General features: G+C 40.0%; 25 protein-coding genes and 2 pseudogenes. 25 read left to right on the forward strand and 2 right to left on the reverse strand.

All coding sequences use genetic code 11. The features are described from left to right. The first annotated feature begins 116 nt into the window (after nt 1-116). From SK642_RS02615 to SK642_RS02650, 8 genes and pseudogenes are all read left to right on the forward strand, one after another. Nucleotides 117-251 (forward strand): type A2 lanthipeptide, encoded by a 135-nt coding sequence (locus tag SK642_RS02615; RefSeq protein WP_033683242.1) that lies wholly within the window; start codon nt 117-119, stop codon nt 249-251. 153 nt (nt 252-404) lie between these two features. Continuing rightward, nucleotides 405-1,316, forward strand: coding sequence for an ABC transporter ATP-binding protein (locus SK642_RS02620; protein WP_080708911.1), 912 nt, complete (start codon nt 405-407; stop codon nt 1,314-1,316). A 5-nt stretch (nt 1,317-1,321) separates the two neighbouring features. After that, complete coding sequence (locus SK642_RS02625) at nt 1,322-2,071, forward strand: ABC transporter permease (protein ID WP_033683243.1); 750 nt, start codon at nt 1,322-1,324, stop codon at nt 2,069-2,071. Then, nucleotides 2,068-2,796, forward strand: a complete 729-nt coding sequence (locus tag SK642_RS02630; RefSeq protein ID WP_033683244.1) for an ABC transporter permease — start codon at nt 2,068-2,070, stop codon at nt 2,794-2,796. Before SK642_RS02625 ends, SK642_RS02630 begins: the two co-directional genes overlap by 4 nt. Before the next feature lie 56 nt (nt 2,797-2,852). Further along, nucleotides 2,853-3,155, forward strand: coding sequence for a DUF5962 family protein (locus SK642_RS02635; RefSeq protein ID WP_033683245.1), 303 nt, complete (start codon nt 2,853-2,855; stop codon nt 3,153-3,155). Nucleotides 3,156-3,168: 13 nt separating this feature from the next. Beyond that, nucleotides 3,169-3,456 (forward strand): annotated as a pseudogene (locus SK642_RS02640) (DUF5966 family protein). A 142-nt stretch (nt 3,457-3,598) separates the two neighbouring features. Then, the gene (locus tag SK642_RS02645; RefSeq protein WP_033683246.1) at nt 3,599-3,886 is read left to right on the forward strand and encodes an XRE family transcriptional regulator; all 288 of its coding nucleotides are present in this window, start codon (nt 3,599-3,601) and stop codon (nt 3,884-3,886) included. Then, nucleotides 3,876-4,226: a type II toxin-antitoxin system RelE/ParE family toxin gene (locus tag SK642_RS02650; RefSeq protein WP_033683247.1), complete on the forward strand. Its 351-nt coding sequence runs from the start codon at nt 3,876-3,878 to the stop codon at nt 4,224-4,226. Before SK642_RS02645 ends, SK642_RS02650 begins: the two co-directional genes overlap by 11 nt. A 61-nt stretch (nt 4,227-4,287) precedes the next feature. Here the strand turns inward: SK642_RS02650 and SK642_RS02655 are convergent, their stop codons facing one another. Next, the gene (locus SK642_RS02655; RefSeq protein ID WP_033683248.1) at nt 4,288-5,139 is read right to left on the reverse strand and encodes a MurR/RpiR family transcriptional regulator; all 852 of its coding nucleotides are present in this window, start codon (nt 5,137-5,139) and stop codon (nt 4,288-4,290) included. A 191-nt stretch (nt 5,140-5,330) separates the two neighbouring features. Between SK642_RS02655 and pbp2b the strand changes: the two genes are divergently transcribed. The 17 genes from pbp2b to SK642_RS02750 all read left to right on the forward strand — a co-directional run bounded on the left by pbp2b (nt 5,331) and on the right by SK642_RS02750 (nt 25,637). Continuing rightward, the gene (gene pbp2b / locus SK642_RS02660) at nt 5,331-7,388 is read left to right on the forward strand and encodes a penicillin-binding protein PBP2B (protein ID WP_080708912.1); all 2,058 of its coding nucleotides are present in this window, start codon (nt 5,331-5,333) and stop codon (nt 7,386-7,388) included. Between the two features lie 10 nt (nt 7,389-7,398). Then, on the forward strand, nt 7,399-7,995 hold the full coding sequence (gene recR, locus SK642_RS02665; RefSeq protein WP_000966748.1) for a recombination mediator RecR: 597 nt from the start codon (nt 7,399-7,401) through the stop codon (nt 7,993-7,995). 174 nt (nt 7,996-8,169) lie between these two features. Beyond that, the gene (locus SK642_RS02670; RefSeq protein WP_033683250.1) at nt 8,170-9,213 is read left to right on the forward strand and encodes a D-alanine--D-alanine ligase; all 1,044 of its coding nucleotides are present in this window, start codon (nt 8,170-8,172) and stop codon (nt 9,211-9,213) included. 84 nt (nt 9,214-9,297) lie between these two features. Next, complete coding sequence (locus tag SK642_RS02675) at nt 9,298-10,671, forward strand: UDP-N-acetylmuramoyl-tripeptide--D-alanyl-D-alanine ligase (RefSeq protein WP_033683251.1); 1,374 nt, start codon at nt 9,298-9,300, stop codon at nt 10,669-10,671. Beyond that, nucleotides 10,658-11,269: an NUDIX hydrolase N-terminal domain-containing protein gene (locus tag SK642_RS02680; protein WP_033683252.1), complete on the forward strand. Its 612-nt coding sequence runs from the start codon at nt 10,658-10,660 to the stop codon at nt 11,267-11,269. The genes SK642_RS02675 and SK642_RS02680 overlap by 14 nt, the downstream gene beginning before the upstream one ends. Nucleotides 11,270-11,359: 90 nt before the next feature. Next, nucleotides 11,360-12,064, forward strand: a complete 705-nt coding sequence (locus SK642_RS02685) for a TIGR02206 family membrane protein (protein ID WP_033683253.1) — start codon at nt 11,360-11,362, stop codon at nt 12,062-12,064. 218 nt (nt 12,065-12,282) lie between these two features. After that, on the forward strand, nt 12,283-13,662 hold the full coding sequence (gene ftsA / locus SK642_RS02690) for a cell division protein FtsA (protein ID WP_033683254.1): 1,380 nt from the start codon (nt 12,283-12,285) through the stop codon (nt 13,660-13,662). Nucleotides 13,663-13,679: 17 nt separating this feature from the next. Continuing rightward, nucleotides 13,680-14,933 (forward strand): cell division protein FtsZ, encoded by a 1,254-nt coding sequence (gene ftsZ / locus SK642_RS02695; RefSeq protein ID WP_033683255.1) that lies wholly within the window; start codon nt 13,680-13,682, stop codon nt 14,931-14,933. Between the two features lie 4 nt (nt 14,934-14,937). Continuing rightward, nucleotides 14,938-15,609: a YggS family pyridoxal phosphate-dependent enzyme gene (locus SK642_RS02700; RefSeq protein ID WP_033683256.1), complete on the forward strand. Its 672-nt coding sequence runs from the start codon at nt 14,938-14,940 to the stop codon at nt 15,607-15,609. A 9-nt stretch (nt 15,610-15,618) separates the two neighbouring features. After that, nucleotides 15,619-16,152, forward strand: coding sequence for a cell division protein SepF (locus tag SK642_RS02705; protein WP_033683257.1), 534 nt, complete (start codon nt 15,619-15,621; stop codon nt 16,150-16,152). Next, the gene (locus SK642_RS02710; protein WP_033683258.1) at nt 16,152-16,415 is read left to right on the forward strand and encodes a YggT family protein; all 264 of its coding nucleotides are present in this window, start codon (nt 16,152-16,154) and stop codon (nt 16,413-16,415) included. The genes SK642_RS02705 and SK642_RS02710 overlap by 1 nt, the downstream gene beginning before the upstream one ends. Then, the gene (locus SK642_RS02715; RefSeq protein ID WP_033683259.1) at nt 16,412-17,197 is read left to right on the forward strand and encodes an RNA-binding protein; all 786 of its coding nucleotides are present in this window, start codon (nt 16,412-16,414) and stop codon (nt 17,195-17,197) included. Before SK642_RS02710 ends, SK642_RS02715 begins: the two co-directional genes overlap by 4 nt. Nucleotides 17,198-17,205: 8 nt before the next feature. After that, nucleotides 17,206-18,081 carry a DivIVA domain-containing protein gene (locus SK642_RS02720; RefSeq protein ID WP_033683260.1) on the forward strand — a complete coding sequence of 292 codons (876 nt, stop codon included), beginning with the start codon at nt 17,206-17,208 and terminating at the stop codon, nt 18,079-18,081. 251 nt (nt 18,082-18,332) lie between these two features. Next, nucleotides 18,333-21,125 carry an isoleucine--tRNA ligase gene (gene ileS / locus SK642_RS02730; protein WP_033683261.1) on the forward strand — a complete coding sequence of 931 codons (2,793 nt, stop codon included), beginning with the start codon at nt 18,333-18,335 and terminating at the stop codon, nt 21,123-21,125. Nucleotides 21,126-21,270: 145 nt separating this feature from the next. After that, nucleotides 21,271-21,963 carry a phosphoglycerate mutase gene (locus SK642_RS02735; protein WP_033683263.1) on the forward strand — a complete coding sequence of 231 codons (693 nt, stop codon included), beginning with the start codon at nt 21,271-21,273 and terminating at the stop codon, nt 21,961-21,963. Nucleotides 21,964-22,225: 262 nt separating this feature from the next. Continuing rightward, on the forward strand, nt 22,226-22,927 hold the full coding sequence (locus SK642_RS02745; RefSeq protein ID WP_033683274.1) for an ABC transporter ATP-binding protein: 702 nt from the start codon (nt 22,226-22,228) through the stop codon (nt 22,925-22,927). Between the two features lies 1 nt (nt 22,928). Beyond that, the gene (locus SK642_RS02750) at nt 22,929-25,637 is read left to right on the forward strand and encodes an ABC transporter permease (RefSeq protein WP_033683264.1); all 2,709 of its coding nucleotides are present in this window, start codon (nt 22,929-22,931) and stop codon (nt 25,635-25,637) included. Nucleotides 25,638-26,051: 414 nt separating this feature from the next. Here SK642_RS02750 and SK642_RS02755 read toward each other — a convergent pair. After that, nucleotides 26,052-26,296: pseudogene (locus tag SK642_RS02755) on the reverse strand (XRE family transcriptional regulator); the annotation flags it as partial.

Below are 26,296 nucleotides of genomic sequence, written 5' to 3' on the forward strand. Positions count from 1 at the left end.
CTTAATGTAAAATTAAGGTTAGCTTAGTTTTAAATTAATCTAGCATGTCTATAATAAAGACATAACCTAGATAGAGATACTTCTCAAATAAATTTTAATCAGTGAGGTATTTCCAAATGGCTAAACAACAAATGAATCTCGTTGAGATTGAAGCAATGAATTCTCTTCAAGAATTGACTCTTGAAGAACTTGATAACGTTCTTGGTGCTGGTGGTGGAGTAATCCATTTTATTCAGACAAAACAATGGTAATAGTGAGTCACCAATTAGATATTGTGAATTATGTTGATTCTATCATTTTTGTTGATAAGAGTAGTGGAGACGTTATCAAAGATACTCATGATAATTTGATTTATAGAAATCAAAATTATAGAAAATTATTTGGCTTAAAGGAGGAAGTTCATAATGATTAGTAATGTTTTACAGATAAAAAACTTACAAAAGGGATTTAAGGACACTCAGGTAGTTAACCTTAGTTCCTTGTCAGTTCAACAAGGTGAGATTTATGGTTTTCTAGGTCCGAATGGAGCAGGGAAAACAACCACCATGAAGATGATTTTGTCTTTGATTTCTCGTACAGCTGGGGAGATTGAAGTGTTTGGTCAATCTATAGGTACGGACAAGCAGTATCTTAATCAGATTGGCTCTATGATTGAAGAACCGTCTTATTATCCTAATTTGACAGGCTATGAAAATCTCTTGGTCTTCCAAAAAATCCTTGGATTTGATAAGAAAAATATTCAGGAAACCTTGAAAATTGTGGGGTTAGATCAACCTAAAAACAAGAAAAAATTGGTTAAAGATTATTCTTTGGGTATGAAACAGCGCTTGGCTTTAGCCTTTGCCTTAGTCAAGAAACCGCGTTTGTTGATACTGGATGAGCCAACAAACGGGCTAGATCCAGCAGGGATTCATGAAATTCGGGAACTGATTATCAAGTTGGCAAAAGAACAGGGCATTACTGTCCTCATCTCTACCCATATCCTTTCAGAAGTAGAGCATATAGCTGACCGTGTGGGGATTATCAATCATGGTCAACTGGTTTACGAGGGAGAAATTCGTAAAATTCAGTCCAATAAATGGCTGGAAGTGCGTGGGGATTTTAGAGGTCAACGTGAAGTCATTAGCCAAGTGTTATTTGGTTATCCGTGCAAGATGTTGGAGATACAAGAGGATAAACTTAAGCTGACTAACCTTGCCGATCAGCATATTTCTAGTTTGTTACGAGATTTAATAGTCGAGAAAGTTCCAATTTATGAAGTGAAGCAAGAACAAGAAACCTTGGAATCTATCTTCCTCAACTTAACCAAGGAGTGAGTCTTATGTTGAATAATTTGTCTATTGAATTGCTCAAGGCAAAACGAACCAAATCCTTCCTCATTAGCATACTAGTTATGGGAGTCGGATTTGCTTGGGCAATTGCAGCCGCTACACGCTACCTAAGTAATCCAGACATGCACCAGATTAGCCTAATTTTCTATATGATAAAAGAAGTAAATGGCTTGATTCTCCCTATTGTGATTTCTCTCTTTGTATCGCGGATTGTCAAGAACGAGAAGGAGGGCAACACTTTCAAACTGCTTTTGGCAAATGGTGAAAATGTACGGCATATCTTTCTGAGTAAGCTTGGCCTGACCATGTTCATTTTGACCTTCCTCGCTTTTTTGGAGGGAGTAGTAGCCCAGTTAATTGCAATCTTATCAGGTCTAGAAATGCCTGTTAGCCTAATCCTCTGGCAAATCGTCATTTTCTTGCTAGCCTCTTTTGTCTTAACCTGTCTATTTTTGACTTTGCAGTTTTTAGTGAAGAAGCAGGCATTGATACTGGCATTAGGGATTTTCGGAGGATTTCTTGGTGTTGGATTTGGTCATGCACCAGCTTTTCTACAGCTAATTTTCCCTTTTGGTGGTATAGGATATATGTCTCTGGTGGATTACCAGCAAGTTGCCAGTCAAGTGAGTTATGTTTTGGCGACAAACCTAGGATTTAAACTCTTTACATATTTGCCAATAGCCCTAATCTATCTCTTCTTATCTCTCTATCTGGTTGAAAAGAAAGGAGGCAAGCTATGATGTCTTATCTATCAGTAGAATGGCGGAAAACCAAAAAATTTTCCATGTTGATGATTGGTATTTGCTTCTTAGCTTTTTGTAGCCTGATTGGTCTTGGGATTTACTTTGGTTCAGCTTATTCTATGGTTGCAGAAATTGAAAAAGTGCCTGTTTTATGGGGACAATTGACCTTCTATTATAGTCAGCTTTTCTTTCCGATTTTGGTTAGCCTTTATGTAGCCATGATGTTAGGAAAAGAGTTTGACAGAAAAAATATTGAATTTCTCAGAGCTAATAATGTCAGTCTTGGGAAATTATTGTTGGCAAAAGAAATAGTAATTATCTTGTTTATTGCTGTTTTACAGTTGTTCTTGTTTGGTATTTTTTATGTCAGTGCTCACCTAGCTCATTTAGAAATTTCTAATTTGTTCACCTACCTCAAGTGGGATTTATTGGGGATTTTTGGAACAATTAGTATGATGGCAGTACAGTTTTTTGTGACATCTAAAACTCGTGTTTTCAGTAAATCTGTGGGAATTGGTGCTATTGGTACTTTCGTAGGATTTATGATGATTTTTGTATCAGATAAATTATCTTTAATCTATCCCTACTCCCAAGCTATGGTGGCAATGCGGTCACGAAATTTGATAGACTTTAATTTAGTGGAAATAGTGCTGTTTATCATTGTAAATATTCTTCTGTGGGGGATTTTTCATACATTGAGTAATAAAGAATTGCATAAGTAATGCGAAGACTCTTCGGAGTCTTTTTCTTGTGATAAAAGCTCCAAGATTTATCCAGTATGCTTGATCTAGTTTTTATAGAAAGAAGGTCTAATTATCAATTAGAAGAGGCCTTAGTACAGGGATTTCAAACACCTGAAGAATACCAATCTTACAAGGAGCTAAAGGAACATTATGAGGAAGTGACGGGGGATTACAGCTTTTCCAAACGAGAACTCACTAGTCAATTGGAAATCGCTCTTCAGAATCATAGAGGCGAGGACTTTGAAGAACATGACAAAGAGGAGTATTTGGACTTAGTTCAAAAATTAGAAGAGTTTGATTCCTCTCTTGCCACCCATTATCGTCAATTGATTGACTAGAAAGGAGAAAGTCATGAATGATTTACTCCTTGTCCCAGTAATTTTTTTAGCAATAGGAGGAATTCTCATTCTTTTATGGAGACTCTTTCTTATTGCAAGTGGACTTTTCCTTATTGGTTTTGTCAGTTTTCTTATTTTCGTTGAGGGCTATGGAATTTATCTTCTCTTTACAGAGACTTAACCTTACACGGCAGATTTAGCTCAAAATGGATTATTTAGTTTTACGACTTTCTTTATCATCTTTAATTTAGTTTTACTTGCTTTAGCATGCTGGACAGGATATAAGTGGAAGAAAGAATAGAAAATAATCTTAACAAGTTCAAAATTTATTCCGCTTTTTAGGACATGAAAAATTTTAGAAATTGATTCTTTCAAATCAAAACTTCTTGACTTTCTTTATAATTGTGAGATAATAAAGAAAATATATAAAGGAATTATATAAAATGGCTATAGCGAATTCAAGTAAAATGGTGACTTTCCAAGCTAATAGAGAATTGGTAAATGATGCCATGGAAGTGTTAAAAGAACAAAATCTCTCTCTTTCATCAGCACTCAGATTATTTTTAAAGAATGTTGTCGTAACAAATGGAGTAGATTTACTTAGTGAAGAGGAATTAGAGAAGGAGTATTTGTTTAGACAATTACAAGCAGAAGTTCAAGAAAGTTATGCCAAGATTGAGGCTGGAAATTACTTGACAGATGAGGATGTCGTGACACGCTATGGATTATAAAAAATATAGGATTTTGTATTCTCCTAGAGTGATTGATAGTCTGGATAAAATATATCAGTATATAGCAGAGGAAATTGGTTCTGTAGAGGCTGCGAGACGAAAAGTAGCCAATATTAGAAAGGATATTAATCGGCTGGAAATTTTCCCCCAAGCTGGATTTGATGTTGATGAAAAATTTGGGAAGAGATTAGATCCTCACTATCAAACGCGAGGATTGACCTTGAGTAAGGATTACATCGTATTGTATACAATTGTTGATGATACTGTCAGGCTTGCTTATCTACTCCCTTCAAAAAGTGATTACATGAAATTATTTAAGACCGAGTCAAGATATGACTGACTCAGGATCTAGATGAGTTATGTTTAGTGACGAATAAAAATCCTAGTTTGGCTCAGCCAAACTAGGATTTTCTAATTCTTCTTTGTCTTCGATAGCCGTTGAGTTTTTTATTTTCCCAGTAGCTATTGAATATTCTCTCTTTATTTTCTCGATTGATTTCTAAAAAGTAAGCATAGATCAAATCAACCCAAAAAAGCATTGGAAGTTGAGAGGAGATACGCTGAATATAGGATGATTGATTGTGACTAGCAACCAGTACAGTTTCAGTATACAATTGGTTTTCTTTGTTTGGTACGCTGGTAAAGAGGACTGTTTTTGCCCCCATTTCTTTAGCATCTAACAAGCTGTCCAGAATAGATTGAGTGGCTCCAGATAGTGAAAAGCCAAGAACCAAGCAATTGTCATCCATGATACTAGTAGTCCAAGCAAAGCCATCTTGATCGGTTATGGCTTCACAGACAACTCCTAAACGCATAAAGCGTAATTTCATCTCACGAGCGACAAGGCCAGAGCTTCCAGTGCCAAAAAAATAGACTCTTTCAGCATCTTCTATCATAGTAGCTATTCGTTCTATTTGATTTTCATTAATTAATTCTTGAGTTTGCTCTCGCATATTGCTATAGCTTCTGAGAACGCCTTGGATAAGAGGATTATGGGTCGATAGCTGAAGATTTTGGTTATCGATTTGATGTTGGTATTGGAAAATAAATTCTCTATAGCCAGTAAAACCACACTTTTTAGCAAAACGGGTTAGAGCCGCCTGGGAAATATGAAGTTTCTGAGCGACGTTTTGTGATGATAAATCATCCTGTATCGTATTGACCTGTAAGAAATAGCGAGCAATTTCTTGCTCTAATTCAGTTAATTCATCAAAGTGGAGATCAATAATAGAGGGAATATCTTGATTGTTCATGGGCTTCCTTTGTATGATTTATATTAAATTAAAAGTCAAAAATTTCTATTGGTTGATATTATTATACCATATAAAATAATGATAATTAAATAAAAAAGAAAAGCTCTTTTAAAAATCAAATAAAGTACTCCCATTTTCCATAATTTTCTTCTCAATTTATGGTACAATGAAGAATGAGATTTTAAATAGAAATGAGACTGACTTGTATGAGAAAATTTGATAGCCATTCGATTCCGATTCGGCTTAATTTATTGTTTTCAATTGTTATTTTGCTCTTTATGACCATCATTGGTCGCCTGCTTTACATGCAGGTTTTGAACAAAGATTTTTATGAGACAAAACTAGCATCGGCAAGTAAAACAAAGGTAACAACTAGTTCGGCTCGTGGACAAATCTACGATGCAACAGGGAAACCTCTCGTCGAAAACACCATCAAGCAAGTTGTATCTTTTACAAGGAACAACAAAATGACGGCTGCAGATTTGAAAGAAACAGCCAAGAAGTTGCTAGCCTATGTGGGAGTTTCTTCTCCAACATTGACTGACCGACAGTTGGCAGACTACTACCTAGCAGATCAAGATGTCTATAAGAAAGCAGTAGAAAGTTTACCGCGTGAGAAACGCCTTAATTCTGATGGGAATCAATTATCTGAATCCGAGCTTTACAATAACACTGTTGAAAGTATCGATCCAAGTCAATTGACCTACTCGGATGACGAAAAGAAAGAAATTTACCTCTTTAGCCAACTCAATGCAGTAGAAAATTTTGCGACAGGAACCGTTGCGACAGATTCCTTGACAGATACACAGATTGCCTTGATTGCTTCGGCTTCTAAGAATTTACCTGGTATCAGTATTTCAACTTCCTGGGATCGAAAGGTTCTTGAGACTTCGCTTTCTTCTATAGTAGGAAGTGTTTCCAGTGAAAAAGCTGGTCTCCCAGCTGAAGAAGCAGATTCCTATCTTAAAAAAGGTTATTCTTTAAATGACCGTGTTGGGACTTCTTATCTAGAAAAACAATATGAGGAAACCTTGCAAGGAAAACGCTCAGTGAAAGAGATTCATTTAGACAAGTATGGCAATATGGAAAGTGTCGATAATATCGAAGATGGTAACAAAGGAAACAATATTAAACTAACCATCGATTTGGCCTTCCAAGATAGTGTGGATAATCTTCTTAAAAGTTACTTCAATTCTGAGTTAGGAAATGGAGGAGCTAGATATTCTGAAGGTGTGTATGCAGTTGCTTTGAACCCCAAAACAGGTGCAGTTTTGTCTATGTCAGGTCTCAAACATGACTTGAAAACGGGAGAGTTAACACCTGATTCCTTGGGAACGGTAACCAATGTCTTTGTCCCAGGTTCGGTTGTTAAAGCAGCAACTATCAGCTCTGGTTGGGAGAATGGAGTTTTGTCAGGAAATCAAACCTTGACAGACCAACCTATTGTCTTCCAAGGTTCAGCTCCGATTAATTCTTGGTACACTCAGGCCTATGGTTCATTCCCGATTACAGCGGTGGAAGCCTTGGAGTATTCTTCTAATACCTACATGGTTCAAACGGCTTTGGGTATCATGGGGCAAACTTATCAACCTAATATGTTTGTTGGAACCAGCAATTTGGAATCCGCCATGGGGAAATTGCGTGCGACATTTGCGGAATATGGTCTAGGAGCTTCAACGGGTATTGACCTTCCGGATGAATCTACTGGATTTACCCCTCAGGAATATGACTTTGCTAATTACATTACCAATGCATTTGGCCAGTTTGATAACTACACTCCTATGCAATTGGCCCAGTACGTTGGAACCATTGCTAACAACGGTGTTCGGATTGCACCCCACATTGTTGAGGGGATTTATGGAAACAATGAACAAGGTGGCTTAGGGGGCTTAATCCAATCTATTGATACCAAGGAAATGAATAAAATTAATATTTCTGAGTCTGATGTTTCCATCCTCCAACAAGGATTTTATCAAGTTTCTCACGGTGGAAGTTCTCTGACGACAGGTCGTGCCTTTTCAAATGGTGCAGCTGTATCCATTAGTGGGAAAACAGGTACAGCCGAAAGTTATGTAGCAGGTGGCCAAAAAGCCAACAATACTAATGCGGTGGCCTATGCACCATCAGATAATCCTCAAATTGCTGTTGCAGTTGTCTTCCCACATAACACCAATCTGACAAATGGTGTCGGACCTTCCATTGCGCGCGATATTATTAACCTCTATAACCAGCACCATCCAATGAATTAGAAAGGAACATATGCTTTATCCAACACCTATTGCCAAGCTAATTGACAGTTATTCCAAGTTGCCAGGTATCGGGATTAAGACAGCTACGCGTCTGGCATTTTATACGATTGGAATGTCAGATGACGACGTCAATGAATTTGCCAAAAATCTCCTTTCTGCTAAGCGAGAATTGACCTATTGTTCTATCTGTGGTCGTTTGACTGATGATGATCCTTGCTCTATCTGTACCGATCCAAGTCGTGACCAGACAACGATTTTAGTTCTTGAGGATAGTCGCGATGTGGCGGCTATGGAGAATATCCAAGAATACCATGGACTCTATCATGTTTTGCATGGACTCATTTCTCCCATGAATGGCATCAGTCCAGACGATATCAATCTCAAGAGCCTTATGACTCGTCTAATGGATAGTGAAGTTTCAGAGGTAATCGTAGCAACCAATGCCACGGCAGATGGGGAAGCGACTTCCATGTACCTTTCACGTTTGCTCAAGCCAGCTGGAATCAAGGTTACGCGCCTAGCACGAGGACTTGCTGTGGGAGCAGATATTGAGTATGCGGACGAAGTCACACTCTTACGAGCCATTGAAAATCGAACAGAGTTGTAAGTGTAGACAAATTAACAAACTTCGTTCATTTATACAAAAATCACGGAGACCGACAGTTGTTTTATCGGTCTCTTTTTAGATTTCTTGAAAACCAGTATCAGGTTCAAGTTTCAAAAAAGAAGCAAATATGATATACTAAAGAGCGAGTATTCTATTAGAATTGGAACAAATAATATGAAACAAACGATTATTCTTTTATACGGTGGGCGTAGTGCAGAGCGTGAAGTCTCTGTCCTTTCAGCTGAAAGTGTCATGCGTGCGGTCAATTACGACTGTTTCACAGTCAAGACTTTCTTCATCAGCCAGTCAGGTGACTTTATCAAAACGCAAGAATTTAGCCAGACTCCAGGTCAAGAGGACCGTCTCATGACCAATGAAACCATTGATATGGATAAGCAAGTTGCACCAAGTGCCATCTATGAAGAAGGTGCAGTGGTCTTTCCAGTCCTTCATGGTCCGATGGGAGAGGATGGCTCTGTTCAAGGATTCCTTGAAGTTTTGAAAATGCCTTATGTCGGCTGTAACATCTTGTCATCCAGTCTTGCCATGGATAAAATCACGACCAAGCGTGTCTTAGAATCTGTCGGGATTGCCCAAGTTCCTTATGTTGCTATCGTTGAAGGCGATGATGTGACTGCTAAAATCGCTGAAGTGGAAGAAAAATTGACTTATCCAGTCTTTACAAAACCGTCAAATATGGGTTCTAGTGTCGGTATTTCTAAGTCTGAAAATCAAGAAGAACTCCGTCAAGCCTTGAAACTTGCCTTCCAATATGACAGCCGTGTCTTGGTTGAGCAAGGGGTCAATGCCCGTGAAATCGAGGTTGGTCTCTTGGGCAACTACGATGTCAAAAGCACGCTGCCAGGAGAAGTTGTCAAGGATGTTGACTTCTACGACTATGACGCCAAGTATATTGATAACAAGATTACTATGGATATTCCAGCCAAGATCAGTGATAATGTGGTAGCTGTCATGCGTCAAAATGCAGAAACGGCCTTTCGTGCCATTGGTGGCCTCGGTCTCTCTCGTTGCGATTTCTTCTATACAGATAAGGGCGAGATTTTCTTAAACGAGCTTAATACCATGCCAGGTTTCACCCAGTGGTCTATGTATCCACTACTTTGGGACAATATGGGAATCAGCTACCCAGACTTAATCGAGCGTTTGGTTGACCTTGCCAAGGAAAGTTTTGACAAGCGCGAAGCGCATTTACTATAAAAATGAAAGAGAGGGTAGAAGCCAGAACCATCACTGCCAGGTGATCAGAGTTCTCGGGCTTCAACCCTTTTTAAAGGAGTAGAAATGAAATTAACAATCCATGAAGTTGCCCAAGCTGTTGGAGCTAAAAATGATGTTAGTCTTTTTGCGGACGCGCAGTTAGAAATGCCTGAGTTTGACAGTCGTTTGATTGGGGCAGGGGACTTGTTTGTTCCACTTAAAGGTGCGCGTGATGGGCATGACTTTATCGAAACAGCCTTTGAAAATGGTGCTGCTGCAACCCTGTCTGAGAAAGAGGTCGCAAATCATCCCTACATTCTAGTAGATGATGTGTTGACTGCCTTTCAAACCCTAGCTGCCTACTATCTTGAGAAAACGGCTGTTGATGTCTTTGCAGTTACAGGTTCAAATGGCAAGACAACGACTAAGGATATGTTGGCGCACTTGCTATCGACAACCTACAAGACCTACAAAACACAAGGAAACTACAATAATGAGATTGGTCTTCCTTACACAGTTCTGCACATGCCTGAGGGGACAGAAAAGTTGGTCTTGGAGATGGGGCAGGATCACTTGGGAGATATTCATCTCTTGTCAGAATTGGCCCATCCAAAGACAGCTATTGTGACCTTGGTTGGAGAAGCTCATTTAGCCTTTTTCAAAGACCGTTCGGAAATCGCTAAAGGGAAAATGCAAATTGCAGACGGTATGTCACCAGGTTCTTTGCTTTTGGCACCAGCCGACCCGATTGTAGAGGTCTACTTGCCAGCTGATAAAAAGGTGGTCCGTTTTGGGCAAGGAGCAGAGTTGGAAATTACAGACTTGATTGAGCGCAAGGATAGTCTGACCTTTAAGGCTAATTTCTTGGAACAAGCCCTTGATTTGCCAGTGACTGGTAAGTACAATGCCACTAATGCTATGATTGCATCCTATGTTGCCCTGCAAGAAGGAGTGACTGAGGAGCAGATTCGTCAGGCCTTCCAAAATCTTGAATTGACGCGTAACCGTACCGAGTGGAAGAAAGCAGCCAATGGAGCAGATATCTTGTCAGATGTTTATAATGCCAATCCGACTGCTATGAAGCTGATTTTGGAGACTTTCTCTGCCATTCCAGCCAATGAAGGGGGCAAGAAAATCGCTGTCTTGGCAGACATGAAGGAACTTGGTGACCAGTCTGTCCAACTCCATAACCAGATGATTTTGAGCCTCTCACCAGATGTACTGGATACTGTTATTTTTTATGGAGAAGATATTGCAGAATTGGCCCAACTAGCAAGCCAAATGTTTCCAATCGGTCATGTTTACTACTTCAAAAAAACAGCTGATGAGGACCAATTTGAAGACCTAGTCAAGCAGGTTAAGGAAAGCCTAGGAGTGCATGACCAAATCCTACTCAAAGGATCCAATTCTATGAATCTAGCCAAGTTGGTAGAAAGTTTAGAACATGAAGACAAGTGATTTTGTCAAGTATTTGCAAAGAATGGTTGCCATTACAGATACTGGACTAACCTTTACAAAGGATCCTTTTGACCGTGAGCGTTATGAGGACTTGGGGGGCCTTTTATCTGAAATGTTGAATCAGGCATCAGACTTAGATGCAGAAGAAGTAGCAGAAGTCTTGAAGCCAACTTCTGCTTATGCGACTCCTTTAATGGATGTTCGTGCTTGGATTGTTGAGGATGAAAAAATTTGTCTGGTTCGGGGACAAGGAGAGGATAGTTGGGCTTTGCCAGGTGGCTTTGGTGAGGTTGGCTATTCTCCAACTGAAAATATTCTCAAGGAAATTGAAGAAGAAACTGGCTTTGAAGCCAAAGTTGAAAGACTGCTAGCTGTTTTTGATACCAATCGTTTCCAACTACAGAGTAAACAATATGCAAAGTTTGTTTTTGAATGTAAGCTTCTCGCTGGACAATTCCAAGAAAATCAAGAAATTGCTGACCTTCAATTTTTTGCTATTGACCAACTGCCAGTCTTATCTGAGAAACGCATTACCAAGGAGCAAATAGAGATTCTTTGGCAGGTTTATCAAGGTCAGAGGGAGCAATATCTTGACTAAGAAGATGATTATCGTATTTCTAAATCCATTTTTGACAAATTGCATGGTATAATAATATGCAGGAAAATTTTGAATTATGAGGAAGACTAGATGAATTTATGGGATATTTTCTTTACGACTCAGGCAACAGAGCCACCCAAGTTTGATCTTTTTTGGTATGTTAGCCTATTTACGCTCTTAGCCTTAACCTTTTATACAGCCTATCGCTATCGTGAAAAGAAGGTTTACCAACGATTTTTCCAAATCTTGCAGGCGGTTCAGTTGATCCTACTTTATGGCTGGTATTGGGTTAATCATATGCCACTATCAGAAAGCCTACCCTTTTACCATTGCCGTATGGCCATGTTCGTGGTACTTTTGCTTCCTGGTAAGTCCAAATATCGGCAGTATTTTGCATTGTTGGGGACATTTGGGACATTAGCAGCCTTTGTTTACCCAGTTCCAGATGCCTATCCATTCCCCCATATTGCCATTTTATCCTTTATATTTGGGCACTTAGCTCTCTTGGGGAACTCACTCGTTTATCTCTTGAGACAGTATGATGCACGATTGCTAGATGTGAAAAGAATTTTTCTCATGACCTTTGGACTAAATGCCTTGATTTTTGTGGTCAATTTGGTAACAGGTGGAGATTACGGATTCTTGACAAAACCGCCATTGGTTGGGGATCACGGCTTAGTAGCTAATTATTTGATCGTGTCTGTAGCCTTGTCTGCTGCGATCACCTTGACCAAGAAAATCTTGGAACTATTTTTAGAGCAAGAAGCAGAAAAAATGATTGCAAAGAAAGCTTAAATTCAAGCTTTCTTTTTTTCATAAATCTGATTTTTTATAACTTGTTTGGTAAAGAGAGAAGATTGGGAAGGGAAAGTGAAAAAATAGCAAGTAAATTTAGGAAAAAACTAAGCACGATTGGATTTTTTGTGTTATAATATTCTGTGAATAGCTATGCCCTGTTTTAGCTATATTGAAATAGAAGTTAGAAACTTGGAAGATAGAGAGGATGCGATGTAATGACTAGAGATGGTTTTTTTACAGGCTTAGATATCGGAACCAATTCCATTAAGGTATTGGTTGCTGAGCTTAGAAATGGTGAACTAAACGTAATTGGTGTAAGCAATGCCAAGAGCAAAGGTGTAAAGGATGGGATTATCGTTGATATTGAAGCAGCAGCAACTGCTATCAAGTCAGCTATTTCCCAAGCAGAAGAGAAGGCTGGTATTTCAATCAAATCAGTGAATGTTGGTTTACCTGGAAATCTTTTGCAAGTAGAACCAACTCAAGGAATGATTCCAGTTACATCTGATACAAAAGAAATTACAGACCAAGATGTCGAAAATGTTGTCAAATCAGCCTTGACAAAGAGCATGACACCAGACCGTGAAGTCATTACTTTTATTCCAGAAGAATTTATCGTAGATGGTTTCCAAGGTATTCGTGACCCACGTGGTATGATGGGTGTCCGTCTTGAAATGCGTGGTTTGCTTTACACAGGTCCTCGTACTATTCTTCACAATTTACGCAAGACAGTTGAGCGCTCAGGTGTTCAGGTTGAAAATATTATTATTTCACCATTGGCTTTGGTTCGTTCAGTTTTGAATGAAGGGGAGCGTGAATTTGGAGCTACTGTGATTGATATGGGAGCAGGGCAAACAACTGTTGCTACGATCCGTAACCAAGAACTCCAGTTTACAAATATTCTTCAAGAAGGTGGAGATTATGTCACAAAAGATATCTCTAAAGTCTTGAAGACTTCACAAAAACTAGCTGAAGGACTGAAGTTGAACTATGGAGAAGCCTATCCGTCACTTGCAAGCAATGAAACTTTCCAAGTTGAAGTGATTGGTGAAGTAGAGCCTGTAGAAGTTACAGAAAGCTACTTGGCAGAGATTATTTCAGCTCGCATTAAACACATTTTTGAACAGATTAAACAAGAGTTGGAAAGAAGACATTTGTTGGATCTTCCAGGTGGAATTGTTCTGATTGGTGGAAATGCTATTTTACCAGGTATTGTAGAACTTGCACAGGAAGCCTTTGGTGTTGGTGTCAAACTTTACGTTCCAAATCAAGTTGGAATTCGTAACCCTGCTTTTGCTCATGTGATTAGCTTGTCTGAATTTGCTGGTCAATTGACTGAGGTGCATTTGTTAGCACAACGAGCAGTCAAGGGTGAAGATACCTTGCGTCACCAACCAATCAATTTTGGTGGGATGATTCAACGTGTCACTCAGGTGTCACAACCTACCCCGATTCAATCAGCTTCAGATACAGAGGTGGAATCATTAGCTTCTACTAACGTAGTTGCTCCGAAAGAGGATAAAGTATCTTCTCAAAATAAACAAAAAATCGCAGATCGCTTCCGTGGTTTAATCGGAAGTATGTTTGATGAATAAAAGAGGAAAAATAAACTATGACATTTTCATTTGATACAGCGGCTGCTCAAGGTGCAGTTATTAAAGTAATCGGTGTTGGTGGAGGTGGCGGTAACGCTATTAACCGCATGGTTGACGAAGGTGTTACGGGCGTAGAATTTATCGCAGCAAACACAGATGTACAAGCTTTGAGTAGTACAAAAGCTGAGACTGTAATTCAGTTGGGTCCTAAATTGACTCGTGGTTTGGGTGCTGGAGGTCAACCTGAAGTTGGTCGAAAAGCTGCTGAAGAGAGCGAAGAAACATTAACAGCTGCTATCAGCGGAGCGGATATGGTCTTCATTACTGCGGGTATGGGTGGTGGATCAGGTACTGGTGCAGCTCCTGTTATTGCTCGTATTGCTAAAGATTTAGGTGCTCTTACAGTTGGTGTTGTGACACGTCCTTTCGGTTTTGAAGGAAGCAAACGTGGCCAATTTGCTGTTGAAGGAATCAACCAGCTTCGTGAACATGTAGATACTCTATTGATTATTTCGAACAACAACTTGCTTGAAATTGTTGATAAGAAAACTCCACTTCTTGAAGCACTCAGCGAAGCTGATAACGTACTTCGCCAAGGTGTTCAAGGGATTACAGATTTGATTACAAATCCTGGTTTGATTAACCTTGACTTTGCCGATGTGAAAACAGTTATGGCAAATAAAGGGAATGCTTTAATGGGGATCGGTATCGGTAGTGGAGAAGAACGTGTGGTAGAAGCAGCTCGTAAGGCAATCTACTCACCACTTCTTGAAACAACTATTGACGGTGCTGAGGATGTTATCGTCAACGTTACTGGTGGACTTGACTTAACTTTGATTGAAGCAGAAGAAGCATCAGAAATCGTTAACCAAGCAGCTGGTCAAGGAGTGAACATCTGGCTCGGAACATCTATTGATGAAAGCATGCGTGATGAAATTCGCGTAACAGTTGTTGCAACAGGTGTTCGTCAAGATCGTGTTGAAAAAGTTGTTGGACATGCACCAAAACAAGTTGTTCGTCATGAACAAGTGAGTCCAAGTCATACACGTAACTATGACCGTCACTATGACATGGCTGAAACTGCAGAAATTCCAAGTCCAGCACCTCGCCGTACAGAAACTTCTAAAACATCAGCATTTGGTGATTGGGATTTGCGTCGTGAGACGATTGTTCGTCCAACTGATTCAGTTGTATCGCCAGTTGAACGTTTCGAAGCACCATCTTTAGAAGAGGATGAATTAGAAACTCCTCCATTTTTCAAAAATCGTTAAGTAAATGAATTTGAAAGAAAATACAGAACGTGTTTTTCAACAAATAAAGGATGCAAGTCAGCAGGCAGGAAGAGAAGATAATTCTGTTTCAGTTGTTGCTGTTACAAAATATGTAGACGTACCGACAGCGGAGGCTTTGCTTCCGCTAGGTGTGCATCATATTGGTGAAAATCGTGTAGATAAGTTCCTTGAGAAATATGAAGCTTTAAAAGACCAAGATATTAGTTGGCATTTGATTGGCACTTTGCAAAGACGTAAGGTTAAGGATGTCATTCAATATGTTGATTATTTCCATGCTTTGGATTCATTAAAGCTAGCAGAGGAAATTCAAAAGAGAAGTGACCGTGTTGTTAAGTGTTTCTTACAAGTGAATATCTCAAGGGAAGAGAGCAAACATGGTTTTTCAAAGGAAGAACTATTGGAACTCTTGCCAGAGTTGGCAACCTTAGATAAAATTGAATATGTAGGCTTGATGACCATGGCTCCTTTTGAAGCTAGTAGTGATGAGTTGAAAGAGATTTTTAAAGCTACACAGGATTTGCAACTAGAAATTAGAGAAAAACAAATTCCCAATATGCCAATGACGGACTTGAGTATGGGTATGAGTCGTGACTACAAGGAAGCGATTGAATTTGGCTCAACATTTGTCAGAATTGGTACAGCATTTTTTAAATAGGAAAGAAATATGTCTTTAAAAGATAGATTTGATAGATTTATAGATTATTTTACAGAAGATGGAGAAGATGTTGCGACTACTTATCAGCCTGAAGCTGAGGAACCGATTGTGGCTCCAGTTCCTTCTGTAAAAGAGTTGCCTCAACAAGTTGCGACCACACCATCTAAAGAAAAAAACATTACTCGTCTTCATGCCCGTCAACAAGAGTTGGCTATGCAAAGTCAACGTTCTACTGATAAGGTGACAATTGATGTTCGTTATCCACGTAAATACGAAGATGCTACAGCTATTGTTGATTTATTAGCTGGTAACGAAAGTATTTTGATTGATTTCCAATATATGACAGAAGTTCAAGCTCGTCGTTGTTTGGACTATCTGGATGGGGCACGTCATGTTTTAGCTGGTAACATGAAAAAGGTAGCATCTACTATGTACCTACTGACGCCAGTTGATGTTGTCGTCAATATTGAAGATATCAAAATTCCAGATGAGTCACAAAATGGTGAATTTGGTTTTGATATGAAACGTACGAGAGTGAAATAATGCTCTTTCTCATTCGTTTTATTCAAAATGCAGTGGATATCTATTCACTGATTTTAGTCGTTTTTGCTCTGATGTCTTGGTTCCCCAATGCTTATGAATCGCGTCTAGGTCGCTTGATTATTAGCTTAGTGAAACCGATAATAGCTCCTTTACAACGTTTCCCCCTTCAGATTGCAGGGCTTGACTTGTCTGTCTGGATTGCGGTATTATTAGTGCATTTTTTAGGGAACCAATTGATTCGACTTTTAGTGATGTTTCTATGAACAAGATGATTTATCAGCACTTTTCTAAGAATGATTCGTCTTTTATTGATAAGGGAGCAGAATGGATAAAAAAGGTAGAAGACTCTTATTCTCCTTTTTTAACACCTTTTGTAAATCCTCATCAGGAAAATATTTTAAAAGTTCTAGCATCAACGAACGGCATCGCCTACATGAGCAGTCGGCAGTTTCTTGAAACTGAATACGTGCGGATACTCCTGTATCCTGATTATTTTGAACCCAAATTCTCTGATTTTGAACTATCCTTGCAAGAAATAGTTTATTCTAATAAGTTTGAACGTTTAACGCATGCAAAAATATTAGGGACTGTTTTAAACCAGCTGGGAATTGATAGGAAGCTGTTTGGTGATATCTTAGTCAATGAAGAGAGAGCACAGATTATCATTAATCGACAGTTTACTCTCCTTTTCCAAGACGGCATTACGAAAATTGCCCGTCTACCTGTTCGTCTAGAAGAACGGGATTTTACTGAGAAAATTGCTACAGTAGAAGATTATCAAGAATTGGATATTTGTATCGCTAGTTCTAGATTAGATGTTTTCCTAGCGGGGGTCTTCAAACTGTCAAGAAATCAGGCAAATCAGTTAATTGAAAAGCAGGCAGTTCAAGTTAATTACCATTTAGTTGAAAAATCAGATTATACAGTTCAAGTTGGTGACTTGATTAGTGTAAGGAAATTCGGTCGATTGAAACTCGTTAGAGATAATGGGCAAACAAAAAAAGATAAAAAGAAATTAACGGTCCAATTGTTATTAAGTAAGTGAGGATAATTATGCCAATTACATCGTTAGAAATCAAAGATAAAACCTTTAACACACGCTTCAGAGGATTTGATCAAGAAGAAGTAGATGAGTTTTTAGATATTGTAGTCCGTGATTATGAAGATTTAGTCCGCTCTAATCATGATAAGGATTTACATATTAAGAGTTTAGAAGAGCGTTTGTCTTACTTTGATGAGATGAAAGATTCATTAAGCCAGTCTGTATTGATTGCACAAGACACAGCTGAACGAGTAAAACAAGCTGCAGCTGAACGTTCAAATAATATTATCCATCAAGCAGAGCAAGATGCGCAACGTTTATTGGAAGAAGCTAAGTATAAGGCAAATGAAATTCTTCGTCACGCAACTGATAATGCTAAGAAAGTTGCAGTTGAAACAGAAGAATTGAAGAACAAGAGTCGTGTCTTTCACCAACGTCTCAAATCTACCATTGAGAGCCAGTTAGCAATTGTTGAATCTTCAGATTGGGAAGATATTCTTCGCCCAACAGCGACTTATCTTCAAACAAGTGATGAGGCCTTCAAAGAAGTAGTAAGCGAAGTTTTAGGTGATTCTGTCTTGCAACAACATCCAGAGGAAGAACCAATTGATATTACTCGCCAGTTTTCTCCAGAAGAAATGGCAGAGTTGCAAGCGCGTATCGAAGCGGCTAATAAGGAACTTGCAGAAGTTGAAGCAAGAGCTACACAAGAACAGGTTGTTTCACCAGTTCAGGCTGTTGAGGAAAGTCCAGCTCATCCAGTTGGTCCGATGTATGAAGATCCAGAAGTAGTCCCAAGTCATTACTCAGGCCCAACACCAGCTACTGAAGCTGTAAACTCAGAACCAGGATTTGTGGCACCGCAAGAATCTGTTACAATTTTATAAGAAATAATCTGAGAACAATATCTTATCTTTATATTTCCAGCGAGCAGGAGATGGTGTGAGTCCTGTAATCCCTAATGATAAGATTATCCTCTCAAAAACTCAAGTCTGAATGAAGTAAGATTTGACGTTCCCCACGTTACGGGATAAGAGGAAAAGAGCTGAGTCTTTTTTCGAATAAAGGTGGTACCACGATTTTCGTCCTTTTTGGAAGTCGTGGTTTTTAATTTGTTATTATTTATAAAGGAGATACAATGAAACTCAAAGATACCCTTAATCTTGGGAAAACAGCTTTCCCAATGCGTGCAGGACTTCCTACCAAAGAGCCGGTCTGGCAAAAGGAATGGGAAGATGCAAAACTTTATCAACGTCGTCAAGAATTGAACCAAGGAAAACCTCATTTCACCTTGCATGATGGCCCTCCATACGCCAACGGAAATATCCACGTTGGACACGCTATGAACAAGATTTCAAAAGATATCATTGTTCGTTCAAAATCAATGTCAGGATTTTATGCACCCTATATCCCAGGTTGGGATACTCATGGTCTGCCAATCGAGCAAGTTTTGGCAAAACAAGGTGTCAAACGTAAAGAAATGGACTTGGTTGAGTACTTGAAACTTTGCCGTGAATATGCTCTTTCTCAAGTAGATAAACAACGCGAAGACTTTAAACGTTTGGGTGTTTCTGGTGACTGGGAAAATCCATATGTGACCTTGACTCCTGACTATGAAGCAGCGCAAATCCGTGTCTTCGGTGAAATGGCTAATAAAGGCTATATCTACCGTGGTGCCAAACCAGTTTACTGGTCTTGGTCATCTGAGTCTGCCCTTGCTGAAGCAGAGATTGAATACCATGACTTGCTTTCTACATCTCTTTACTATGCCAATAAGGTGAAAGATGGCAAAGGAATTCTTGATACAGATACCTATATCGTTGTCTGGACAACGACTCCATTTACCATCACAGCTTCTCGTGGTTTGACTGTCGGAGCAGATATTGATTACGTCTTGGTTCAACCTGCTGGTGAAGCTCGTAAGTTTGTGGTTGCTGCAGAATTGTTGACTAGCTTGTCTGAGAAATTTAGCTGGGCTGATGTTCAAGTGTTGGCAACTTACCGTGGTCAAGAATTGAACCACATCGTAACAGAACATCCATGGGATACAGCTGTAGATGAATTGGTTATCCTTGGTGATCACGTTACAACTGATTCTGGTACAGGTATTGTCCATACAGCTCCTGGTTTTGGTGAGGATGACTACAATGTCGGTATTGCTAATGGTCTTGAAGTCGCAGTGACTGTTGATGAACGTGGTATCATGATGGCTAATGCTGGTCCTGAGTTTGAAGGTCAATTCTACGACAAGGTTGTACCAACTGTTATTGAAAAACTTGGTAGCCTCCTTCTTGCCCAAGAAGAAATCTCTCACTCATACCCATTTGACTGGCGTACGAAAAAACCAATTATCTGGCGTGCGGTTCCACAATGGTTTGCTTCAGTTTCTAAATTCCGCCAAGAAATCTTGGATGAAATTGAAAAAGTGAAATTCCACTCAGAATGGGGTAAAGTCCGTCTTTACAATATGATCCGTGACCGTGGCGACTGGGTTATCTCTCGTCAACGTGCTTGGGGAGTTCCGCTTCCAATCTTCTACGCTGAAGACGGTACAGCTATCATGACAGCCGAAACGATTGAACATGTGGCTCAACTATTTGAGGAACATGGTTCAAGCATTTGGTGGGAACGTGATGCCAAAGACCTCTTGCCAGAAGGATTTACGCATCCAGGTTCACCAAATGGCATGTTCAAGAAAGAAACAGATATCATGGACGTTTGGTTTGACTCAGGTTCATCATGGAATGGAGTTGTGGTAAACCGTCCTGAGTTGACTTACCCAGCAGACCTTTACCTTGAAGGTTCTGACCAATACCGTGGATGGTTCAACTCTTCACTCATCACATCTGTTGCCAACCATGGCGTAGCACCTTACAAACAAATCTTGTCACAAGGTTTTGCCCTTGACGGTAAAGGTGAGAAGATGTCTAAATCTCTTGGAAATACTATTGCTCCAAGCGATGTTGAAAAACAATTTGGTGCGGAAATCTTGCGTCTCTGGGTAACAAGTGTCGACTCAAGTAACGACGTGCGTATCTCTATGGATATCTTGAGCCAAGTCTCTGAAACTTACCGTAAGATTCGTAACACTCTTCGTTTCTTGATTGCTAACACATCTGACTTTAACCCAACTGAGGATGCAGTAGCTTACGAAGAACTTCGTTCAGTTGATAAGTACATGACCATTCGCTTTAACCAGCTTGTAAAAACGATTCGTGATGCTTATGCTAACTTTGAATTCTTGACAATCTACAAGGCCTTGGTGAACTTTATCAACGTTGATTTGTCAGCCTTCTACCTTGATTTTGCTAAAGATGTTGTCTACATCGAAGGTGCCAAATCATTGGAACGCCGTCAAATGCAGACTGTCTTCTATGACATTCTTGTCAAAATCACCAAACTCTTGACACCAATCCTTCCTCACACTGCGGAAGAAATCTGGTCATACCTTGAGTTTGAAGCAGAAGACTTTGTTCAATTGTCAGAATTGCCAGAAGCGGAAACTTTTGTCAATCAAGAAGAAATCTTGGATACATGGGCTGCCTTCATGAACTTCCGTGGACAAGCTCAAAAAGCCTTGGAAGAAGCTCGTAATGCCAAAGTAATCGGTAAATCACTTGAAGCACACTTGACAGTTTATCCAAACGAAGTTGTGAAAACCTTACTCGAAGCAGTAAACAGCAATGTAGCTCAACTTTTAATCGTGTCTGAATTGACCATCGCAGAAGGGCCAGCTCCAGAAACTGCTGTTAGCTTCGAAGATGTAGCCTTCACTGTTGAACGCGCTGCAGGAGAAGTCTGTGACCGTTGCCGTCGAATTGACCCAACAACAGCAGAACGTAGCTACCACGCAGTCATCTGTGACCACTGTGCAAGCATCGTAGAAGAAAACTTTGCGGACGCAGTCGCAGAAGGATTTGAAGAAAAGTAAGGTTGTTGTATGATACTAAGAAGGAAAAGGATTGTCAAACAGTCCTTTCCTTTTTGGTTTTGACTAGCTTTTTTGTGAAAAATTGTGTAAAATAGAATAGATAAACGAGGGGAAACCTCGGAAAATTTAAAGGAGAATCCATCTAATGGTAAAATTGGTTTTTGCTCGCCACGGTGAGTCTGAATGGAACAAAGCTAACCTTTTCACTGGTTGGGCTGATGTTGATTTGTCTGAAAAAGGTACACAACAAGCGATTGACGCTGGTAAATTGATCAAAGAAGCTGGTATTGAATTTGACCAAGCTTACACTTCAGTATTGAAACGTGCTATCAAAACAACAAACTTGGCTCTTGAAGCTTCTGACCAATTGTGGGTTCCAGTTGAAAAATCATGGCGCTTGAACGAACGTCACTACGGTGGTTTGACTGGTAAAAACAAAGCTGAAGCTGCTGAACAATTTGGTGATGAGCAAGTTCACATCTGGCGTCGTTCATACGATGTATTGCCTCCAAACATGGACCATGATGATGAGCACTCAGCTCACACAGACCGTCGTTACGCTTCACTTGACGACTCAGTTATCCCAGATGCTGAAAACTTGAAAGTGACTTTGGAACGTGCCCTTCCATTCTGGGAAGATAAAATCGCTCCAGCTCTTAAAGATGGTAAAAACGTATTCGTAGGAGCTCACGGTAACTCAATTCGTGCCCTTGTAAAACACATCAAAGGTTTGTCAGATGACGAAATCATGGATGTGGAAATCCCTAACTTCCCACCATTGGTATTCGAATTCGACGAAAAATTGAACGTAGTTTCTGAATACTACCTTGGAAAATAAAAAATTGTAAGTCTAGAATTGATTTCTAGGCTTTTTGTTTTTGTTCCCAGTTTTCAACTATTTGAAAAAGCGATATAATGATATTAATACTCAATAAAAATCAAAGAGCAAACTAGGAAGCTAGGCGTAGGCTGCTTAAAACACTGTTTTGAGGTTGTAGATAAGACTGACGAAGTCAGTAACCATACCTACGGCAAGGTGAAGCTGATGTGGTTTGAAGAGATTTTCGAAGAGTATAAATATGAAAGAAAGAGAAAATGATATGGCTTATATTGAGATGAAACACTGTTACAAGCGTTATCGGGTTGGGGACACGGAGATTGTGGCCAATCGTGATGTTAATTTTGAGATTGAAAAGGGAGAATTGGTTGTTATTCTAGGTGCGTCAGGTGCTGGTAAGTCAACAGTTCTCAATCTCCTAGGAGGTATGGATACCAATGATGAGGGGGAGATTTGGATCGATGGTGCCAATATTGCAGATTATAGTTCCCACCAGAGGACTAATTACCGCCGCAATGATGTCGGTTTTGTTTTTCAGTTTTATAATCTAGTGTCCAATCTGACAGCTAAGGAAAATGTGGAATTGGCTTCGGAAATCGTGACAGATGCCTTGAATCCTGAGCAAGTCTTGACAGATGTAGGTCTGGTTCATCGTCTCAATAACTTTCCAGCCCAGCTTTCTGGAGGGGAGCAACAGCGAGTCTCCATTGCACGCGCGGTAGCAAAAAATCCTAAAATCCTTCTTTGTGATGAACCGACTGGAGCCTTGGATTATCAGACGGGTAAGCAGGTTTTGAAAATTCTCCAAGATATGTCTCGTCAAAAGGGAGCGACGGTGATCATCGTGACTCACAATGGAGCTTTGGCGCCCATTGCTGATCGCGTGATTCATATGCACGATGCCGGTGTCAAGGATGTGGTGATCAACCAGCATCCTCAGGATATTGACAGTTTGGAGTACTAGCATGATTAAGCGAAAAACTTATTGGAAGGACTTAATTCAATCCTTCACAGGCTCCAAGGGGCGTTTTTTATCCATCTTGACCTTGATGATGTTGGGCTCTCTAGCTCTAGTAGGTCTCAAAGTGACTAGCCCCAATATGGAGGCGACCGCCAATGCTTATTTAACCACTGCTAAAACCTTGGATTTGGCAGTCATGTCTAACTATGGTTTGGATCAGACAGATCAAGAAGAACTAGAACAGACTCAGGGCGCAGAGGTTGAATTTGGCTACTTGACAGATGTGGCTATGGATAATGGACAGGATGCTATTCGGCTGTACTCCAAACCAGAGAGAATTTCAACCTTTCAGCTCAGAGAGGGACGACTTCCTCAGTCAGACCAGGAAATCGCTTTGGCAAGTCATCTGCAGAGTCAATATAGCGTGGGACAGGAGATTAGTTTTAAAGAAAAAGAAGGCGGTCATTCCTCTTTAAAAGACCATACTTATACCATTACTGGTTTTGTGGATTCAGCTGAAATCCTCTCCCAGCGAGATATGGGCTATGCAGGAAGCGGAAGTGGGACTCTGACAGCCTACGGGGTGATTTTACCTAGTCAGTTTGATCAAAAAGTCTACAATATAGCTCGTTTGAAATATCAAGATTTAGCAGGCTTAAATGCTTTTTCATCAGCTTATGAAGAAAAATCCAAGCAACATCAGGAAGACCTTGAACAAGCTTTATCAGATAATGGCAAGGCACGTCTGCAAGTCTTGAAAAAAGAAGGCCAAGAGTCTCTCGATAAGGGGCAAGAGAATCTTGACAAGGCGCAGGTTAATTTGCAGGAAGGCAAGCGTCGTTTAGCAACTGCTCAAGCTCGTTTACAGGCGCAGGAAAGTCAACTAACCTTGTTGCCTCAAGCTCAGAGAGAGCAGGCAAGTGCTCAACTTACTCAAGCCAAGCAGGAATTGAGTAAGGAAGAGGATAAGCTAAAGCAAGCTGAACAAAATCTAGCCCAAGAAAAGGAAAAATTAGAAAAACATCAGCAGGTCTTGGATGATTTGGCTGAGCCCAAGTATCAAGTCTATAATCGTCAGACCATGCCAGGTGGTCAGGGCTACCTCATGTACAGCAATGCTACAGCCAGTATTCGGGCAGTGGGCAATATCTTTCCTGTGGTGCTTTATGCTGTGGCAGCTATGGTGACCTTTACAACCATGACTCGTTTTGTGGATGAAGAGCGAACTCATGCAGGGATTTTTAAGGCTTTGGGCTACCGTAGTAAGGATATTATCACTAAGTTTCTCCTCTACGGTCTGGTAGCTGGGACTGTCGGAACAGCTTTAGGTAGTATACTTGGCCATTATTTGCTAGCCAGTGTGATTTCAAGTGTTATTACAAAAGGTATGGTGGTGGGAGAAACCCAGATTCAGTTCTATTGGACCTATAGCATACTAGCTCTTGGATTGAGTTGGTTGGCGAGTGTGTTACCAGCCTATCTTGTGGCTCGGAGGGAACTTCATGATGAAGCAGCCCAGCTTTTACTGCCTAAACCACCTGTCAAAGGAGCTAAAATCTTACTGGAGCGTATCGGTTTTATCTGGCGTCGTCTCAGTTTTACCCATAAGGTCACAGCCCGCAATATCTTTCGTTATAAGCAACGGATGTTGATGACAATCTTTGGTGTGGCAGGTTCAGTCGCTCTGCTCTTTGCAGGCTTGGGAATCCAATCCTCTGTAGCAGGAGTTCCGTCTAGACAGTTTCAACAAATCCAACAGTATCAGATGATTGTCTCTGAAAATCCTAGCGCGACCAATCAGGACAAGGTAGAGCTAGAAGAAGTGTTGAAAGGGCAGGACATCAAAGCCTACCAGAAAATTTATTCAAAGACGCTAGACAAGGATTTCAAAGGCAGGGCTGGTCTTCAGACCATTACCCTTATGATGACAGAGAAGGAAGATTTGACACCCTTTATCCATCTGCAAAATCATCAGCAGGAGCTGTCATTAAAAGATGGAGTCGTTATTACAGCTAAACTAGCCCAGCTGGCAAGTGTTAAGGTTGGACAGACTCTAGAAATTGAAGGTAAGGAGCTAAAGGTAGCCGCTATTACTGAGAACTACGTAGGTCATTTTATTTATATGAATCAAGCTAGCTATGAGCAACTTTATGGACAGCTACCCCCATCCAACACTTATCTGGTCTCGCTAAAGGATTCTAGTGCGCCTAGTATCGAAAGGCAGGCAGGTTTACTCATGAATCAAGCTGCGGTGTCCAGTGTTGTCCAAAATGCTTCAGCCATTCGACTCTTTGACTCTGTTGCTAGCTCACTCAATCAGACCATGACTATCTTGGTCATCGTGTCAGTTCTATTGGCTATTGTTATCCTCTACAATCTGACTAACATCAACGTAGCTGAGAGAATCCGTGAACTCTCCACTATCAAGGTTCTTGGTTTTCATAATAAAGAAGTCACCCTCTACATTTATCGTGAGACGATTTTGCTGTCCCTTGTGGGAATCGTCCTTGGTCTGGTATCAGGTTTCTATTTACACCAATTTTTGATTCAAATGATTTCGCCTGCGACTATTCTCTTTTATCCGCAGGTAGGCTGGGAAGTCTATGTAATCCCAGTGGTAGCAGTAAGCACCATTTTAACCTTGCTTGGTTTCCTTGTTAATCGCCATCTGAGAAAGGTTGATATGCTTGAAGCCTTGAAATCTGTAGAGTAATACTCAATAAAAATCTCTTCAAATCACGTCAGCTATATCCACAACCTCAAAACAGTGTCTTGAGCAACCTACGGCTAGTTTCCTAGTTTGCTCTTTGATTTTCATTGAGTATAAGGTAGTTGTTTTTATCTGATTGAAATTATATTTACTCGTAAATCATGACCACCCGTCAAACGGATGGTTTGTCCCAGGGCTATAAGCCCAAATTACCAGCCAGCGCCTAAAGACGCTGGCTTTCACGTTGTTCAAGCCTCATTGCTCTTGACTCGTCACTTGCCTCTCAAAGAGGCTTTAGTATTACTTACCACTATCCCTAAAGGAATCTTCACATAATTATAAGGCTGATAGTATTAATTTCACTATCAGCCTTACAGGTTATTTAACGTTTCAGAAAAACTATAATGTCAAGATTAACTAAACAGTATCTAATTCCTTCAAATAATTTTCTATCTTCATCAACATTAAAGGATTGTTATAAATCTTACATAACTCTTTTGCTTCTATATAATAATTTTTGACTTGTTCTTTGTCTAGAAATTTGGCTCCAGCATTTCCTACAAGAATAAGTAGAGGAGCCAGTTGGTAGCTTGTCTGTCTTTGTTTACAGAGTTCAATCGTCTCAAGAGCTTCTTGGATGGCTTCGTTATATTTTTCCTTTG

The organism is Streptococcus mitis, assembly GCF_000722705.1.
GTDB classification, from domain to species: Bacteria; Bacillota; Bacilli; order Lactobacillales; family Streptococcaceae; genus Streptococcus; species Streptococcus mitis_P.

Bases quoted from the DNA above. Each gene is read 5' to 3' on its own strand.
- SK642_RS02615 (WP_033683242.1), top strand. From the start codon at position 117: ATGGCTAAACAACAAATGAATCTCGTTGAGATTGAAGCAATGAATTCT.
- SK642_RS02620 (WP_080708911.1), top strand. From the start codon at position 405: ATGATTAGTAATGTTTTACAGATAAAAAACTTACAAAAGGGATTTAAG.
- SK642_RS02625 (WP_033683243.1), top strand. From the start codon at position 1,322: ATGTTGAATAATTTGTCTATTGAATTGCTCAAGGCAAAACGAACCAAA.
- SK642_RS02630 (WP_033683244.1), top strand. From the start codon at position 2,068: ATGATGTCTTATCTATCAGTAGAATGGCGGAAAACCAAAAAATTTTCC.
- SK642_RS02635 (WP_033683245.1), top strand. From the start codon at position 2,853: ATGCTTGATCTAGTTTTTATAGAAAGAAGGTCTAATTATCAATTAGAA.
- SK642_RS02645 (WP_033683246.1), top strand. From the start codon at position 3,599: ATGGCTATAGCGAATTCAAGTAAAATGGTGACTTTCCAAGCTAATAGA.
- SK642_RS02650 (WP_033683247.1), top strand. From the start codon at position 3,876: ATGGATTATAAAAAATATAGGATTTTGTATTCTCCTAGAGTGATTGAT.
- SK642_RS02655 (WP_033683248.1), bottom strand. From the start codon at position 5,139: ATGAACAATCAAGATATTCCCTCTATTATTGATCTCCACTTTGATGAA.
- pbp2b (WP_080708912.1), top strand. From the start codon at position 5,331: ATGAGACTGACTTGTATGAGAAAATTTGATAGCCATTCGATTCCGATT.
- recR (WP_000966748.1), top strand. From the start codon at position 7,399: ATGCTTTATCCAACACCTATTGCCAAGCTAATTGACAGTTATTCCAAG.
- SK642_RS02670 (WP_033683250.1), top strand. From the start codon at position 8,170: ATGAAACAAACGATTATTCTTTTATACGGTGGGCGTAGTGCAGAGCGT.
- SK642_RS02675 (WP_033683251.1), top strand. From the start codon at position 9,298: ATGAAATTAACAATCCATGAAGTTGCCCAAGCTGTTGGAGCTAAAAAT.
- SK642_RS02680 (WP_033683252.1), top strand. From the start codon at position 10,658: ATGAAGACAAGTGATTTTGTCAAGTATTTGCAAAGAATGGTTGCCATT.
- SK642_RS02685 (WP_033683253.1), top strand. From the start codon at position 11,360: ATGAATTTATGGGATATTTTCTTTACGACTCAGGCAACAGAGCCACCC.
- ftsA (WP_033683254.1), top strand. From the start codon at position 12,283: ATGACTAGAGATGGTTTTTTTACAGGCTTAGATATCGGAACCAATTCC.
- ftsZ (WP_033683255.1), top strand. From the start codon at position 13,680: ATGACATTTTCATTTGATACAGCGGCTGCTCAAGGTGCAGTTATTAAA.
- SK642_RS02700 (WP_033683256.1), top strand. From the start codon at position 14,938: ATGAATTTGAAAGAAAATACAGAACGTGTTTTTCAACAAATAAAGGAT.
- SK642_RS02705 (WP_033683257.1), top strand. From the start codon at position 15,619: ATGTCTTTAAAAGATAGATTTGATAGATTTATAGATTATTTTACAGAA.
- SK642_RS02710 (WP_033683258.1), top strand. From the start codon at position 16,152: ATGCTCTTTCTCATTCGTTTTATTCAAAATGCAGTGGATATCTATTCA.
- SK642_RS02715 (WP_033683259.1), top strand. From the start codon at position 16,412: ATGAACAAGATGATTTATCAGCACTTTTCTAAGAATGATTCGTCTTTT.
- SK642_RS02720 (WP_033683260.1), top strand. From the start codon at position 17,206: ATGCCAATTACATCGTTAGAAATCAAAGATAAAACCTTTAACACACGC.
- ileS (WP_033683261.1), top strand. From the start codon at position 18,333: ATGAAACTCAAAGATACCCTTAATCTTGGGAAAACAGCTTTCCCAATG.
- SK642_RS02735 (WP_033683263.1), top strand. From the start codon at position 21,271: ATGGTAAAATTGGTTTTTGCTCGCCACGGTGAGTCTGAATGGAACAAA.
- SK642_RS02745 (WP_033683274.1), top strand. From the start codon at position 22,226: ATGGCTTATATTGAGATGAAACACTGTTACAAGCGTTATCGGGTTGGG.
- SK642_RS02750 (WP_033683264.1), top strand. From the start codon at position 22,929: ATGATTAAGCGAAAAACTTATTGGAAGGACTTAATTCAATCCTTCACA.